Annotated in this window: 28 protein-coding genes; all 28 read right to left on the bottom strand. The window is 41.1% G+C overall.

All coding sequences use genetic code 11. The annotated features are described in order from the left end of the window. Positions 1 to 7: 7 nt before the first annotated feature. Positions 8 to 943, bottom strand: coding sequence for a DNA-directed RNA polymerase subunit alpha (locus ACVC7S_RS05160; protein ID WP_254734092.1), 936 nt, complete (start codon positions 941 to 943; stop codon positions 8 to 10). A 42-nt stretch (positions 944 to 985) separates the two neighbouring features. After that, positions 986 to 1,369: a 30S ribosomal protein S11 gene (gene rpsK / locus ACVC7S_RS05155; RefSeq protein WP_001118385.1), complete on the bottom strand. Its 384-nt coding sequence runs from the start codon at positions 1,367 to 1,369 to the stop codon at positions 986 to 988. A gap of 17 nt (positions 1,370 to 1,386) precedes the next feature. Further along, the gene (gene rpsM, locus ACVC7S_RS05150; protein ID WP_000090781.1) at positions 1,387 to 1,752 is read right to left on the bottom strand and encodes a 30S ribosomal protein S13; all 366 of its coding nucleotides are present in this window, start codon (positions 1,750 to 1,752) and stop codon (positions 1,387 to 1,389) included. 17 nt (positions 1,753 to 1,769) lie between these two features. Beyond that, positions 1,770 to 1,886: a 50S ribosomal protein L36 gene (gene rpmJ / locus ACVC7S_RS05145; RefSeq protein WP_001808836.1), complete on the bottom strand. Its 117-nt coding sequence runs from the start codon at positions 1,884 to 1,886 to the stop codon at positions 1,770 to 1,772. Positions 1,887 to 1,910: 24 nt separating this feature from the next. Further along, positions 1,911 to 2,129 (bottom strand): translation initiation factor IF-1, encoded by a 219-nt coding sequence (infA, locus tag ACVC7S_RS05140; RefSeq protein ID WP_001029883.1) that lies wholly within the window; start codon positions 2,127 to 2,129, stop codon positions 1,911 to 1,913. 116 nt (positions 2,130 to 2,245) lie between these two features. Further along, complete coding sequence (locus tag ACVC7S_RS05135) at positions 2,246 to 2,884, bottom strand: adenylate kinase (protein ID WP_447266411.1); 639 nt, start codon at positions 2,882 to 2,884, stop codon at positions 2,246 to 2,248. A gap of 145 nt (positions 2,885 to 3,029) precedes the next feature. After that, positions 3,030 to 4,340 carry a preprotein translocase subunit SecY gene (gene secY, locus ACVC7S_RS05130; protein WP_045592922.1) on the bottom strand — a complete coding sequence of 437 codons (1,311 nt, stop codon included), beginning with the start codon at positions 4,338 to 4,340 and terminating at the stop codon, positions 3,030 to 3,032. Positions 4,341 to 4,352: 12 nt separating this feature from the next. Further along, positions 4,353 to 4,793: a 50S ribosomal protein L15 gene (gene rplO, locus ACVC7S_RS05125; RefSeq protein ID WP_000766089.1), complete on the bottom strand. Its 441-nt coding sequence runs from the start codon at positions 4,791 to 4,793 to the stop codon at positions 4,353 to 4,355. 145 nt (positions 4,794 to 4,938) lie between these two features. Then, positions 4,939 to 5,121 (bottom strand): 50S ribosomal protein L30, encoded by a 183-nt coding sequence (gene rpmD / locus ACVC7S_RS05120; protein ID WP_000057241.1) that lies wholly within the window; start codon positions 5,119 to 5,121, stop codon positions 4,939 to 4,941. Between the two features lie 13 nt (positions 5,122 to 5,134). Next, positions 5,135 to 5,629 carry a 30S ribosomal protein S5 gene (rpsE, locus tag ACVC7S_RS05115; RefSeq protein ID WP_000874196.1) on the bottom strand — a complete coding sequence of 165 codons (495 nt, stop codon included), beginning with the start codon at positions 5,627 to 5,629 and terminating at the stop codon, positions 5,135 to 5,137. A gap of 17 nt (positions 5,630 to 5,646) precedes the next feature. After that, positions 5,647 to 6,003 carry a 50S ribosomal protein L18 gene (gene rplR, locus ACVC7S_RS05110; protein ID WP_004251098.1) on the bottom strand — a complete coding sequence of 119 codons (357 nt, stop codon included), beginning with the start codon at positions 6,001 to 6,003 and terminating at the stop codon, positions 5,647 to 5,649. An 83-nt stretch (positions 6,004 to 6,086) separates the two neighbouring features. After that, on the bottom strand, positions 6,087 to 6,623 hold the full coding sequence (rplF, locus tag ACVC7S_RS05105) for a 50S ribosomal protein L6 (protein ID WP_447266410.1): 537 nt from the start codon (positions 6,621 to 6,623) through the stop codon (positions 6,087 to 6,089). A gap of 226 nt (positions 6,624 to 6,849) precedes the next feature. Continuing rightward, positions 6,850 to 7,248: a 30S ribosomal protein S8 gene (gene rpsH / locus ACVC7S_RS05100; protein ID WP_000245504.1), complete on the bottom strand. Its 399-nt coding sequence runs from the start codon at positions 7,246 to 7,248 to the stop codon at positions 6,850 to 6,852. A gap of 284 nt (positions 7,249 to 7,532) precedes the next feature. Continuing rightward, positions 7,533 to 7,718 carry a type Z 30S ribosomal protein S14 gene (locus ACVC7S_RS05095; protein ID WP_001085697.1) on the bottom strand — a complete coding sequence of 62 codons (186 nt, stop codon included), beginning with the start codon at positions 7,716 to 7,718 and terminating at the stop codon, positions 7,533 to 7,535. Positions 7,719 to 7,735: 17 nt separating this feature from the next. After that, positions 7,736 to 8,278 carry a 50S ribosomal protein L5 gene (rplE, locus tag ACVC7S_RS05090; protein WP_000013542.1) on the bottom strand — a complete coding sequence of 181 codons (543 nt, stop codon included), beginning with the start codon at positions 8,276 to 8,278 and terminating at the stop codon, positions 7,736 to 7,738. Positions 8,279 to 8,301: 23 nt separating this feature from the next. Further along, complete coding sequence (gene rplX / locus ACVC7S_RS05085) at positions 8,302 to 8,607, bottom strand: 50S ribosomal protein L24 (protein ID WP_000497691.1); 306 nt, start codon at positions 8,605 to 8,607, stop codon at positions 8,302 to 8,304. 78 nt (positions 8,608 to 8,685) lie between these two features. Continuing rightward, on the bottom strand, positions 8,686 to 9,054 hold the full coding sequence (rplN, locus tag ACVC7S_RS05080; RefSeq protein ID WP_000616545.1) for a 50S ribosomal protein L14: 369 nt from the start codon (positions 9,052 to 9,054) through the stop codon (positions 8,686 to 8,688). A 25-nt stretch (positions 9,055 to 9,079) separates the two neighbouring features. Next, positions 9,080 to 9,340: a 30S ribosomal protein S17 gene (gene rpsQ, locus ACVC7S_RS05075; protein WP_000440801.1), complete on the bottom strand. Its 261-nt coding sequence runs from the start codon at positions 9,338 to 9,340 to the stop codon at positions 9,080 to 9,082. Between the two features lie 24 nt (positions 9,341 to 9,364). Beyond that, on the bottom strand, positions 9,365 to 9,571 hold the full coding sequence (gene rpmC / locus ACVC7S_RS05070; protein ID WP_000772918.1) for a 50S ribosomal protein L29: 207 nt from the start codon (positions 9,569 to 9,571) through the stop codon (positions 9,365 to 9,367). A gap of 9 nt (positions 9,572 to 9,580) precedes the next feature. Then, positions 9,581 to 9,994, bottom strand: coding sequence for a 50S ribosomal protein L16 (gene rplP, locus ACVC7S_RS05065; RefSeq protein WP_000960948.1), 414 nt, complete (start codon positions 9,992 to 9,994; stop codon positions 9,581 to 9,583). Between the two features lie 3 nt (positions 9,995 to 9,997). Beyond that, the gene (gene rpsC, locus ACVC7S_RS05060) at positions 9,998 to 10,651 is read right to left on the bottom strand and encodes a 30S ribosomal protein S3 (protein WP_000529936.1); all 654 of its coding nucleotides are present in this window, start codon (positions 10,649 to 10,651) and stop codon (positions 9,998 to 10,000) included. Between the two features lie 12 nt (positions 10,652 to 10,663). Then, positions 10,664 to 11,008 carry a 50S ribosomal protein L22 gene (rplV, locus tag ACVC7S_RS05055; protein ID WP_000818137.1) on the bottom strand — a complete coding sequence of 115 codons (345 nt, stop codon included), beginning with the start codon at positions 11,006 to 11,008 and terminating at the stop codon, positions 10,664 to 10,666. 11 nt (positions 11,009 to 11,019) lie between these two features. After that, positions 11,020 to 11,301 carry a 30S ribosomal protein S19 gene (gene rpsS, locus ACVC7S_RS05050; RefSeq protein ID WP_000533766.1) on the bottom strand — a complete coding sequence of 94 codons (282 nt, stop codon included), beginning with the start codon at positions 11,299 to 11,301 and terminating at the stop codon, positions 11,020 to 11,022. Positions 11,302 to 11,403: 102 nt separating this feature from the next. Then, positions 11,404 to 12,237: a 50S ribosomal protein L2 gene (rplB, locus tag ACVC7S_RS05045; protein ID WP_000512904.1), complete on the bottom strand. Its 834-nt coding sequence runs from the start codon at positions 12,235 to 12,237 to the stop codon at positions 11,404 to 11,406. 17 nt (positions 12,238 to 12,254) lie between these two features. Next, positions 12,255 to 12,551: a 50S ribosomal protein L23 gene (locus ACVC7S_RS05040; RefSeq protein WP_001055347.1), complete on the bottom strand. Its 297-nt coding sequence runs from the start codon at positions 12,549 to 12,551 to the stop codon at positions 12,255 to 12,257. Beyond that, on the bottom strand, positions 12,551 to 13,174 hold the full coding sequence (rplD, locus tag ACVC7S_RS05035) for a 50S ribosomal protein L4 (protein ID WP_000024537.1): 624 nt from the start codon (positions 13,172 to 13,174) through the stop codon (positions 12,551 to 12,553). Before rplD ends, ACVC7S_RS05040 begins: the two co-directional genes overlap by 1 nt. Before the next feature lie 24 nt (positions 13,175 to 13,198). Next, positions 13,199 to 13,825, bottom strand: coding sequence for a 50S ribosomal protein L3 (gene rplC, locus ACVC7S_RS05030; protein ID WP_000160197.1), 627 nt, complete (start codon positions 13,823 to 13,825; stop codon positions 13,199 to 13,201). 82 nt (positions 13,826 to 13,907) lie between these two features. Beyond that, the gene (gene rpsJ / locus ACVC7S_RS05025) at positions 13,908 to 14,216 is read right to left on the bottom strand and encodes a 30S ribosomal protein S10 (protein WP_001284513.1); all 309 of its coding nucleotides are present in this window, start codon (positions 14,214 to 14,216) and stop codon (positions 13,908 to 13,910) included. Positions 14,217 to 14,341 lie beyond the last annotated feature (125 nt).

Raw genomic sequence — 14,341 nt, 5'->3', positions numbered from 1 at the left:
TCCTCCTTTATTTATCTTTTAATCCAAGACCCAAGTCAATGAGTTTGAGTTTCACTTCTTCCAAACTCTTGCGTCCAAGATTTCGTACTTTCATCATCTCTGCTTCAGATTTTTCTGTTAAATCATGCACAGTATTGATACCGGCACGTTTCAAACAGTTGTATGAACGCACAGACAAGTCCAGTTCCTCAATCGTACGATCCAAAACACGGTCGTCCGATTCAGTATCAGCTTCTTTCATCACTTCAGTTGACTTAGCAATCTCTGTAAGATTTGTAAACAAATCAAGATGTTCTGTCAAGATACGTGCTGAAAGCCCTAAAGCATCTTCTGGAATAATTGTTCCATTTGTCAAGATTTCAAGGGTTAATTTGTCAAAACCATCGTTACTACCTACACGAGCAGGTTCAACTTGATAGTTGACTTTTGTAACTGGTGTATAAATAGAATCTACAGCAAGTGTTCCAACTGGCGCATTATCTTTTTTGTTTTCATCAGCAGGCACATATCCACGACCACTGTTAACAGTCATTGTCGCTTTTAGAGAAGAACCTTCACCGATTGTAAAGAGATAATGATCTGGATTTACAATTTCAATATCACTGTCAGTCAAAATGTCTCCAGCTGTAATTTCAGCGGGACCTTCAACGTCAAGTTCAATGATTTTTTCGTCTTCAACGTATGATTTCACTGCAATCCCTTTAATGTTCAGAATGATTTGCATCACGTCTTCACGAACACCTGGAACTGTGTCGAACTCATGCAAGACACCTTCAATGTTGATAGATGTCACTGCTGCTCCTGGTAGAGAAGCTAGTAGTACACGACGAAGAGAGTTACCAAGAGTTGTACCGTAGCCACGTTCAAGTGGTTCGATTACAAACTTGCCATAATCTTTATTTTCATCAATTTTTGTTATATTTGGTTTTTCAAACTCAATCATTTAGTTACTCCCTCTTAAACGAAAAGCAGTGTAATGCGATGATTATACACGGCGACGTTTTGGAGGACGAGCACCATTGTGTGGCACTGGAGTCACATCACGAATTGCTGTTACTTCAAGACCAGCGGCAGCAAGCGCACGAATAGCTGACTCACGACCAGAACCTGGACCTTTTACAGTAACTTCAACTGATTTAAGACCGTGTTCTTGTGCAGATTTAGCAGCAGCTTCTGAAGCCATTTGAGCAGCGAATGGTGTAGATTTACGAGAACCTTTGAAACCAAGAGCACCAGCTGATGACCAAGCAATTGCATTACCATGCACATCAGTAATCATAACAATAGTGTTATTAAATGTAGCGTGAATATGAGCAATACCAGATTCGATATTCTTTTTCACACGACGTTTACGTGTTGGTTTAGCCAAGACTTTTACCTCCTATATTATTTTTTCTTACCAGCAATCGCAACAGCTTTACCTTTACGAGTGCGAGCGTTGTTTTTAGTGTTTTGTCCACGGACAGGAAGTCCACGACGGTGACGAATACCACGGTAAGAACCGATTTCCATCAAACGTTTGATGTTCAAGTTTACTTCACGACGAAGGTCACCTTCAACTTTGATTGCATCCACTTCACGACGGATAGCATCTTCTTGATCTGATGTAAGGTCACGTACACGAACATCTTCTGAGATTCCAGCAGCAGCCAAAATTTTCTTAGATGTTGCAAGTCCGATACCATAAACATAAGTCAATGAGATTACTACGCGTTTGTCATTTGGAATGTCAACTCCAGCAATACGAGCCATGTTTTCTCCTTTCTATCTTATCCTTGACGTTGTTTGTGTTTTGGATTTGCTGGGCAAATTACCATAACACGACCATTACGACGAATTACTTTACAGTATTCGCAAATTGGTTTGACCGATGGTCTTACTTTCATTTCTTATCCCTCCAAGTTTTTCGATTATTTAAAGCGGTAAGTGATACGTCCACGTGTCAAGTCATATGGACTCATCTCGACAGTAACACGATCTCCCGCTAAAATACGAATATAGTTTTTACGAATTTTACCAGAAACTGTTGCTAAAATCTGATGTCCATTTTCAAGTTCAACCGTAAACATTGCGTTAGGCATTGTATCGACTACTTTGCCTTCAACTTCAATCACATCGTCTTTTGCCACGCAAAAGCACCTCCATAAATTTCGATTTGATGCCTCTAAACATAGAGACAACAATTATAAGTCAGACTATCTCAGTATAACATTTGTAGCGATTTTTTGCAAGTGCGAAAAACGCTTTATTTCAAATTTGTCAATACTTTTTCGATGTCTTTGAACACATCATTGATATCTTGATTTCCTTCGATATCGTGGACCAAACCTTTGGCACGGTAGTGAGCAATGATTGGTTCACCTTGGGCGATATTCACATCCAAACGACGCTTCACTGTCTCAGGTTTGTCATCCTCACGTTGGTAATAATCTTCCTCTTTATAGTCAACGGGTGGGTTGAAAACTTTGTGGAAGGTTTCACCTGTTTCGCGGTGGATGATACGGCCACTCAAACGTTCCAAGAGACAGTCTGGATTCACTTCGATGTTGATCACACCTTCCAATTCGATACCAAGTTCAGCCAATGTTTTGTCCAAGGCATGAGCTTGTTCAATCGTACGTGGGTAACCATCCAACAAGAAACCTGTTTCCTTGATGTCTTCCTGAGAAAGGCGTTCTTTAACAATTCCATTTGTAACTTCATCTGGAACCAACTCACCTTTGTCGATGTATGACTTGGCAAGTACACCCATTTCAGTTTGATTAGCCATAGCAGCACGGAACATATCTCCAGTTGAAATGTGTGCCACGTGGAATTGTTCCACAATTTTAGCTGCTTGCGTTCCCTTACCTGCTCCAGGTAAGCCCATAATCAAAAGATTCATGATAGGATCTCCTTATTTTGTATTTAAATAGAAGCAGAAATATGTTTCAACCCCTATTTAAAAACAAAATAGAAGAGGGGAGACGAAAATCTCTCTGATAGATAGACCTTCATACTCCACTCTCTAAGCAAAAGTAATTTTGCTTTTATTCTGTTTTGTCCATGAAACCAACATACTTACGTTTCAATAGGTAACCTTCCAACTGTTTGATTCCTTCGATACCTGTCGAGATAATGATCAAAAGACTAGTTCCCCCAAAAGCAACAGCTTCTGAAAGGCCAAAGACATCTTTTGCCACAATCGGCAAGATTGAAATCACACCAAGGAAGATTGATCCGACCGTTGCAAGGCGACGAAGAAGTTTCGACATAAATTCTTCAGTTCCCTTACCAGGACGGACACCATGAATGTAGGCTCCACTCTTTTGCAAGTTTTCTGCTGCTTTCTCTGGATTGATCTGTACAAATGTATAGAAGAATGTAAAGAGAATGATTAACAAGGCATACATAGCAACACCTGTCGGAGATGTTGTAGATAACATTTCCTGTGCTGTACGTACCCAAGCCCAATCATGACCTGTAGCACTCAAAAACTGAAGAATGGCTGCAGGTGCCGCTGTAATGGAACTTGCAAAGATAACTGGGATAACTCCCGCTGGGTTTACCTTCAAAGGGAGGTATGAGCTAGATGGGGCTCCTTGAGCAACTTTTGTATATTGGATTGGAATTTTATATTCTGCTTGTTGAACATAGGTTGTAAAGTATACAATCAACAAGACAGCGATAATCAAAATAACGACAAAGATAATAGATGAAGTCAAACGGCTACTTGGAATATTGACGAAGTAGTCAACATAGATGCCTTTAATCATCTCAGGGATTGAAGCGACAATACCTGCAAAGATAATCATAGACACACCATTTCCGTATCCCTTATCTGTAATTTGTTCCCCGAGCCACGTTACAATCATACTCCCTGCTGTGAGGATAATACCAATAGTAACAAAGACTTGTGGAGTTAAAGCTGTCGTTAATAATTTTGCTCCAGATAGAGTATTAAATCCTGCTGTAATCCCGATAGATTGAACAAATGCAAGTACAAGTGCAATATAACGAGTAGCCTGGTTTAGTTTTCTCCGTCCTACTTCCCCTTGTTTACCCCATTCTACAAACTTCGGTAAAAGATCCATTTGTAGCAATTGAACAACGATGGAAGCCGTGATATACGGACTTACTCCGAGTGCAAAAACGGAGAAGTTCTTCATGGCATTCCCTGAAACAAGACTAAGCATGTTCAAGAAAGATAAACCACTGAGAGCTTCTAAGCTTTTTGCATTCACACCTGGAACAGTAATACTTGTCCCAATACGGAAAACAAGAATGATAAAAATCGTAAAGAGAATTTTTGATCGAACTTGTTTAACCTTGAGCGCTTCTTTTAATAATTTAAAAAACATGGGTCACCTCTCTTAGATGACTTCTACAGAACCACCTTTAGCAGTGATAGCTTCCTCAGCTGATTTAGAGAATTTAGCTGCTTTCACAGTCAATTTCTTAGTCAACTCACCGTTACCAAGAATTTTAACTCCTGATTTTTCAGCTTTCACAATTCCTGCTTCGATAAGTACAACTGGAGTTACTTCTGCACCGTCTTCAAAGACGTTCAATTGGTCAAGGTTTACAATTGCGTATTCTTTAGCGTTGATGTTAGTGAATCCACGTTTTGGAAGACGACGGAACAATGGAGTTTGTCCACCTTCAAAACCAAGGCGAACTCCGCCACCGCTACGAGCTTTTTGACCTTTTTGACCGCGACCAGATGTTTTACCGTTACCAGATGAAGTACCACGACCAACACGGTTACGTACTTTACGAGAACCTTCTGCAGGTTTCAATTCATGAAGTTTCATTATTATTTTCTCCTCTTTTGTAAAATGCTAGCGCCGATAAGAGAGAAAAGGTTGTCTCCCTTATCAACTCGCCTATACATTCGTCATCTTTGATGACTATACCTAGTTATAGGGGATGAGTATTGCCACATCCCCTAAAAATTCATTAGTTTACTTCTTCAACTGTTACCAAGTGAGATACTGCAGTGATCATACCACGGATAGCAGCGTTGTCTTCTTTGATAACAGAGCTGTTCAATTTGCCAAGTCCAAGTGCTACAACAGTTTTACGTTGTGATGGAATGCGTCCGATTGGAGACTTAGTCAAAGTAATTTTAATTTGAGCCATTTTATCCCCTTTCTTATGCCAAATCAGAAACTGAGATACCACGAAGGGCAGCAACTTCTTCAGCGCGTTTCAATTGTTTCAAACCTTCAACAGTTGCGCGAACAATGTTGATTGGAGTGTTAGATCCAAGTGATTTAGATGTAATATCTGCCACACCTGCCAATTCCACAACGGCACGAACTGCACCACCAGCGGCAACTCCAGAACCTTCTACAGCAGGTTTCAACAATACTTTAGCTCCACCGAATTCTGAAAGAACTTCGTGAGGAATTGTTGTTCCAACCATAGGTACTTCAATCAAGTTTTTCTTAGCATCGTCTACTGCTTTACGGATTGCTTCTGGAACTTCTTGAGCTTTACCAGTACCAAATCCTACGCGACCATTGTGGTCACCAACAACAACAAGAGCTGCGAAACGGAGACGACGTCCACCTTTAACAACTTTTGTAACACGGTTGACAGCAACTACGCGTTCTTCAAATTCAACTGCATTGTCTTTAAATGCCATTTTCTAGTGTCCTCCTATTAGAATTTCAATCCGTTTTCACGAGCTGCATCAGCCAAAGCTTTCACACGTCCGTGATATAGATATCCACCGCGGTCGAACACCACTTCTGAAATACCTTTAGCACTTGCACGTTCTGCAACGAGTTTACCGACAGCAACGGCTTGTTCAGTTTTAGTTCCTTTTGAAACTTCTTTGTCAAGAGTTGAAGCACTTGCGAGCGTTACACCCGCTACGTCATCAATCACTTGAGCGTAGATGCCTGTATTAGAACGGAATACGTTCAAACGTGGGCGATCAGCAGTTCCAGAGAGTTTTCCGCGAACGCGACGGTGGCGTTTTTGGCGGAGTTTGTTTTTATCTGGTTTAGAAATCACAGTTTTCACCTCTTTAGTTTTAAATCGTGTGCTATGCACTAAGTTGGAAAATAGGTTGGTGGTTAAAAATCAACCACTCAACATTATTTACCTGTTTTACCTTCTTTAAGACGAACGTATTCGCCAACGTAACGGATACCTTTACCTTTATATGGTTCAGGTGAGCGAAGGCTACGTACATAAGCAGCTGTTTGACCAACTACTTCTTTTGAAATTCCGCTGATAGCAATTGTTGTTGGGTTTGGAAGTTCAAAAGTAATTCCTTCTGGAGCTTCAACTTCGTCTGGATGAGATTTACCTACAGCCAAAACAAGTTTAGATCCTTGAAGTTGTGCACGGTAACCAACCCCACGCATTTCAAGTACTTTCTTGAATCCTTCTGATACACCAACAACCATGTTGTTCAAAAGGGCACGAGTAGTTCCGTGGATTGTTTTCATTTCTTTTGAATCGTTTGGACGGTGAAGAGTTACTTCAGTACCTTCCACACGAATTTCAATATCTTTTGAGAACTCACGAGTAAGTTCTCCTTTAGGTCCTTTTACAGTTACAACGTTGTCATTGTTAGTGATTTCAACACCAGCAGGCAACACGATAACTTTATTACCAATACGTGACATGTTTATTTTCTCCTGTTAGATTGTCAGGCCATTACAGCCAGTTTTCACGGGGTTAAAGATACTTGTTTAGTTCAAGAGCTGAACTGAACACGCTCTAACGAGCTTTGTATCTTGATTAGAGTTCGAGCTAAGAATTTGGTGAAAAAGATAAGTTTGTCTTGGAGCATCGCTCCTGCTACAAACTTCCTATTTTCACTGCATTCTTTTAACGCTCTCACATCATCAATTACCAAACGTAAGCGATAACTTCTCCACCAACGTTCTTTTGGCGAGCTTCTTTATCAGTAAGCAAACCTTCAGAAGTTGAAAGGATAGCAATTCCAAGTCCGTTAAGAACTTTTGGAAGATCTTCACGTTTTTTGTAGACACGAAGTCCTGGTTTAGAAACACGTTTCAAGTTAGTGATAACTTTTTCACCGTTTGGTCCGTATTTAAGGAATACACGGATGATGCCTTGTTTGTCATCTTCGATGATTTCTACGTTCTTAACAAAACCTTCGCGTTTAAGGATTTCAGCAATCCCTTTTTTGATGTTTGATGCAGGTACTTCAAGTACTTCGTGTTTCGCTTGGTTAGCGTTACGAATACGAGTTAGGAAGTCTGCGATTGGGTCAGTCATAACCATTTTGTTATTCTCCTCTTACTAGTAGTTTGCAAGTCGCACTTGCTAGTTAATACATGATACAAAGAGCGTAACAGCAAGAGCAAAAATAGGCAATTTGATGCCGGAGCGATGCTCCAAAGAAAATTGGTCTTTTTTGCCAAAGCTGTAGCTCGTGTTCAAATTGGCAAACCCAACTGAACCCGGGCTAAACTCTGTGTGAAAAAGATAAACTTTCCTAGAAACTTCAGTTTCTTCGTCAAGTTTCCTATTTTCACTTGGAGTTTTGACGCCCTTGATATCTTAAATTACCAAGATGCTTTTGTTACACCAGGGATTTGTCCTTTGTAAGCTAATTCACGGAAGCAAACACGGCAAAGTTTAAATTTGCGGTAAACTGAATGTGGACGACCACATTTTTCACAACGAGTATAAGCTTGAGTAGAGAACTTCGCTGGACGTTTGTTCTTAGCAATCATTGATTTTTTAGCCATTAGATTTACCTCCTATATTATTTTGCAAAAGGCATTCCAAGGCCTGTAAGCAATGCACGTGACTCTTCGTCAGTGTTAGCAGTTGTTACGATAACGATGTCAAGACCACGAGTTTTGTCAACGTCATCAAAGTTGATTTCTGGGAAGATCAATTGTTCTTTCACACCAAGAGTGTAGTTTCCGCGTCCATCAAATGATTTTGTTGGAACACCGTGGAAGTCACGTACACGTGGAAGTGAAACTGAAACCAATTTGTCCAAGAATTCGTACATACGTTCACCACGAAGGGTAACTTTTGCACCGATCGCTACACCTTCACGAAGACGGAAGCCGGCGATTGATTTTTTAGCTTTAGTGATAAGTGGTTTTTGACCTGAGATAAGCGCCAATTCTTCAGCAGCTTTTTCAAGGCTTTTAGCGTTTGATACAGCTTCACCAACACCCATGTTCAAAACGATCTTATCTACTTTAGGCACAGCCATCACTGATGAGTAGTTGAATTGTTCTGTCAAAGCAGGAACTACTTCATTAAGATATTTTTCTTTTAAACGATTTGCCATTATACTTCTCCTTTCCTTCGTGATTAATCAAGCACTTCGCCTGATTTTTTGTTGTAGCGAACTTTTTTACCGTCTACAAATTTGTAACCAACACGACCAGCTACACCATTTTTGTCCAAAACTTGAACGTTTGATACGTGGATAGCTGCTTCTTTCTCGATGATACCACCTTGAGGAAGCTCGTTAGTTGGACGTTGGTGTTTCTTAACGATGTTGACACCTTCAACGATAACTTTGTTTACTTTGGGAAGGGCAGTAAGGACAACAGCTTCTGTTCCCTTATCTTTACCAGCGATTACGCGAACTTTGTCGCCTTTTTTTACAAACATTAGGTTTCTCCTTGATTTTTCTTACGCCCATAAGGGCACCCTGGAGATGAATCCAGGGGACTAGTTTGTTTCTAAAAATTAAAGTACTTCTGGAGCAAGTGACACGATCTTCATGAAGCCACCTTCACGCAATTCGCGTGCAACTGGCCCAAAGATACGTGTTCCGCGAGGAGTTTTGTCTTCACGGATGATAACTGCTGCGTTTTCGTCAAATTTGATGTATGAACCATCAGCACGACGAGCACCTGATTTAGTACGAACGATAACAGCTTTTACAACGTCACCTTTTTTAACCGCACCACCAGGAGTAGCTTGTTTTACAGATGCCACAATAACATCACCGATGTTTGCAAATTTACGTCCTGAACCACCAAGAACTTTGATAGTCAAGATTTCGCGAGCACCGCTGTTGTCTGCGACTTTCAAACGAGTTTCTGTTTGAATCATTTCAGTTTTCTCCTTTCAGGTTTGATTAGATGATGACCGCTTCTTCAACAACTTCTACAAGACGGAAACGTTTTGTAGCTGAAAGCGGACGAGTTTCCATGATACGTACGATATCGCCTTCTTTGGCAACATTGTTTTCATCATGTGCTTTGTATTTCTTAGAGTAGTTAATACGTTTACCATAGACTGGGTGGTTACGTTTTGTTTCAACTACAACTGTGATTGTCTTGTCCATTTTGTCAGATACAACACGTCCAACAAGAACTTTACGATTATTGCGTTCCATTGAAATTTCTCCTTCCCTAGTCTATTATTTCGCTTCAGATTGAACTGTTTTGATACGAGCGATTTGTTTTTTAACTTCTTTCAAGCGAGCTGTTTGTTCCAATTGACCAGTAGCAGCTTGGAAACGAAGTTCAAACAATTCTTTTTTCAATTCGTTTTCGCGCTTCGCGAGTTCTTCTTGAGAAAGACCACGAAGTTCTTTAACAAATTCTTTTACTTCATTAAGTTTCATGCCTTCTCCTTATTCTGCTTCACGTTTTACGAATTTACATTTAACTGGCAATTTATGGCTTGCAAGACGAAGCGCTTCGCGAGCGATCTCTTCAGATACACCAGCAACTTCAAACATCACTTTACCACGTTTAACTGGTGCTACCCAACCTTCAGGCGCCCCTTTACCAGATCCCATACGCACACCGATAGCTTTAGCAGTGTATGATTTGTGTGGGAAGATTTTAATCCAAACTTTACCACCACGTTTCATGTAACGAGTCATGGCGATACGAGCAGCTTCGATTTGGCGGTTAGTGATCCAGTGGCTAGTTGTAGCTTGAAGACCGTATTCACCGAATGCTACTTCTTTTCCACCTTTTGCTTCACCGCGCATTTTTCCACGGAATTCACGACGGTGTTTAACACGTTTAGGTACTAACATTGGTTATTTACCTCCTTTAGTGTTTTTACGAGCTGGAAGAACTTCACCACGGTAGATCCATACTTTAACACCAAGTTTACCGTATGTTGTGTCTGCTTCTTCCCAAGCGTAATCGATATCTGCACGAAGTGTGTGAAGTGGAACAGTTCCTTCAGAGTATCCTTCTGCACGGGCGATATCTGCACCGTTCAAACGACCTGATACTTGGGTTTTGATTCCTTTAGCTCCAGCACGCATTGCACGTTGGATTGCTTGTTTTTGTGCACGACGGAAAGCAACACGTTGCTCCAATTGACGAGCAATTCCTTCACCTACAAGGTGAGCATCCAAATCAGGTTGTTTGATTTCGATGATGTTGATGTGTACTTGTTTTCCAGTCAATTTGTTAAGTTTTGCACGAAGTGCATCAACGTTAGCACCACCTTTACCGATAACCATACCTGGTTTAGCAGTGTGAAGTGAAACGTTAACTTTGTTTACTGCGCGTTCAATTTCGATAGTTGAAACTGCTGCGTCAGCCAATTCTTTTTGAACGAATTTACGGATTGCAAGATCTTCATGAAGGTAATCCGCGTATTCTTTTTCAGCATACCATTTGGCATCCCAATCACGGATGATGCCGACACGCATACCAATTGGATGTACTTTTTGACCCACGATGTTACCTCCTTATTTTTCTGCAACAGCCACAGTGATGTGAGCTGTACGTTTGTTGATTGGTGAAGCTGAACCTTTCGCACGTGGACGGAAACGTTTCATAGTTGGTCCTTCGTTTGCGAATGCTTCAGATACTACCAAGTTAGCTTTATCCAAACCAAAGTTGTTTTCAGCGTTAGCTACAGCTGAGTTCAAAACTTTCAAGATGATTTCAGCGGCTTTGTTTGGAGTGAATGTCAAGATTGCAATAGCATCGGCTACGCTTTTACCACGGATGTTGTCAAGAACAAGACGTGATTTACGAGGTGAAACACGTACTGTACGAGCCATTGCTTTAGCTGAAGTAATTTCTGCCATTTATGTTCTCCTTATTTTCTACGTGTTTTCTTGTCGTCTGCAGCGTGACCTTTGTAAGTACGAGTTGGTGCAAATTCACCAAGCTTGTGACCTACCATGTCTTCTTGGATGTAAACAGGTACGTGTTTACGTCCGTCATAAACTGCAATAGTGTAACCAATGAAACTTGGGAAGATCGTTGAACGACGTGACCAAGTTTTGATAACTTTTTTCTTTTCGTCGTTAGCTTGAGCTTCAACTTTTTTCATCAAATGCTCATCGACGAAAGGTCCTTTTTTAAGACTGCGTCCCATTTTATTTTTTCTCCTTTAAATGTTGTACCACAGCGGCTTGCGCTCACATGGAGCGCTACCGAGCTGGCGGATTTTCTAGTTGCTTAGGCGACTAGTTTACTATTATTTCTCGTTGCGACGACGAACGATAAGTTTGTCAGATTTCGCTTTCTTGTTACGAGTTTTAAGACCAAGAGCAGGTTTGCCCCATGGAGTAGATGGCGCTTTACGACCAACTGGTGCTTTACCTTCACCACCACCGTGTGGGTGATCGTTAGGGTTCATTACAGAACCACGAACTGTTGGGCGGATACCTTTCCAACGGCTACGTCCTGCTTTACCAAGGTTTACAAGTCCATGTTGTTCGTTTCCGACAACACCAACTGTAGCACGACAAGTTCCAAGAATCATACGAACTTCGCCAGATTGAAGACGAACAAGAACATATTTACCTTCTTGACCCAATACTTGAGCAGAAGCTCCAGCTGCACGCACCAATTCTCCACCACGACCTGGTTTCAACTCGATGTTGTGGATCAAAGTACCAACTGGGATGTTAGCAAGCGGAAGAGCGTTTCCGACTTTGATATCTGCTTCTGGACCTGAAACGATGCGTTGACCAACTTCAAGACCTTTTGGAGCGATGATGTATGCTTTCACACCGTCAGTGTAGTGTACAAGAGCGATGTTTGCAGAACGGTTTGGATCGTACTCGATTGTTTTAACAACAGCTTCAACGTTGTCTTTGTTACGTTTGAAGTCAACCAAACGGTAGAAACGTTTGTGTCCACCACCTTGGTGACGAACAGTGATACGACCGTTGTTGTTACGACCAGCCTGTTTCTTCAAAGCAACAAGCAATGATTTTTCAGGAGTGCTTGTTGTGATTTCAGCGAAATCCAAAGAAGTCATATTACGGCGACCGTTTGTTGTTGGTTTATAAACACGAATTCCCACGATATTTCCTCCTTAGATTATTCAGCTTCAGCAGCAAACAACTCGATTGCTTTTGAATCAGCTGTAAGTGTGATGATAGCTTTTTTAGTTTTGTTAGTAAAACCAGTGTAACGTCCAACACGTTTAGCTTTTGGTTTTACGTTGATTGTGTTAACGTTGGCAACTTTAACACCTTCGAAAGCAGCTTCAACAGCTTGCTTGATCAAAAGTTTGTGTGCACGAGTGTCAACTTCAAATACATATTTTCCTGCTTCAAGTTGAGCCATTGAGCTTTCAGTGATGACAGGTTTTTTGATAACATCATACAAATTCATTATGCAAGAACCTCCTCGATTTTAGAGATAGCTGCTTGTGTGACAAGAAGTTTGTCGCTATTTGCGATGTCAAGAACACTTGCAGTTGTAGCAGTTGCAACTTTCACGTTTGGAAGGTTACGAGCTGAAAGAGCTGCGAATTCATTTCCTTCTTCAAGGATAACAAGAACTTTAGAATCGATGCTCAATGCTGCAAGAACTTTTGCAAATTCAGCAGTTTTTGGAGCTGTAAATGAAAGAGCGTCTACAGCTACGAATTTGTTTTCAGCAACTTTTTCAGAATAAACTGATTTAAGAGCTAGGCGACGAACTTTTTGTGGAAGTTTGTAGCCGTATGAACGTGGAGTTGGTCCGAAGACAACACCACCACCACGCCATTGTGGTGAGCGGATAGAACCTTGACGAGCACGTCCAGTTCCTTTTTGACGCCATGGTTTGCGTCCACCACCTGATACTGCAGAGCGGTTTTTAACAGCGTGTGTTCCTTGACGAAGGCTTGCGCGTTGGCTGATGATGACATCAAACACAACTGATTCATTTGGTTCAATACCAAATACTGCATCGTTAAGAACAACTTGGCCAGCTTCTTTACCAGTTTGGTCAAATAATGTTACGTTTGCCATTGTGACTGATTTCCCCTTTCTTTATTATTTACCAGCTTTAACTGCTGATTTGATAGTGATAAGAGATTTCTTAGCACCTGGTACGTTACCTTTGATAAGGATAACGTTCTTTTCTGGAACAACTTGTACAACTTCAAGGTTTTGAATTGTTACGCGGTCGCCACCCATGCGTCCTGCAAGGTTTTTACCTTTGAATACGCGGTTAGGTGCAACAGGTCCCATAGAACCTGGACGACGGTGGTAACGAGAACCGTGAGCCATTGGTCCACGTGATTGTCCGTGGCGTTTGATAACACCTTGGAAACCTTTACCTTTAGAAGTACCAGTTACGTCAACAACGTCTCCAGCTGCGAATGTTTCAACTGTGATTTCAGCACCAACTTCCAAGCCTTCAACGTTTTTGAATTCACGAATGAAGCGCTTAGGAGCCGTGTTAGCTTTCGCTACATGTCCTTTAGCAGGTTTGTTGCTCAATACTTCGCGTTTGTCATCGAAACCAACTTGGATAGCGTTGTATCCGTCTGTTTCAACAGTTTTAACTTGAAGAACAACGTTTGGAGTTGCTTCAATAACTGTTACAGGGATCAATTCGCCAGCTTCAGTGAAGATTTGAGTCATTCCCACTTTTTTCCCTAAGATTCCTTTTGTCATGAGAAAATAGTTCCTTTTCTATATTTTTTATTCAAAAAGTTTTTAACGAGCGTTTTTCATGCTCAAGGTTTCAAACTTTGGATTAAAGCTTGATTTCTACGTTTACACCACTTGGAAGATCCAATTTCATCAAAGCATCAACTGTTTTTTGAGTTGGGTTAACGATATCGATCAAACGTTTGTGTGTACGCATTTCGAATTGTTCGCGAGAGTCTTTGTATTTGTGAGTCGCACGAATAATTGTGTAGAGGCTACGTTCAGTTGGAAGTGGGATTGGACCCGCAACTTGTGCACCTGTACGAGTAGCTGATTCTACGATTTTAGCAGCCGCTGTGTCAAGCGTACGGTGTTCGTAAGCTTTCAAACGGATACGGATTTTTTTGTTTGCCATCTTTTTCTCCTTTTCGTCTATTTAAGATAATAGGCTAGCTCCACAAGAAAACCGACGCGCGTTGCGTGGCAATGCAACCGAGCGTGTCGCAACCTCTTGCATCAAAGCTAAGGCTGTAATTTACA

Source organism: Streptococcus sp. Z556, assembly GCF_053010225.1.
This window is presented reverse-complemented; position numbering and strand designations above follow the sequence as displayed.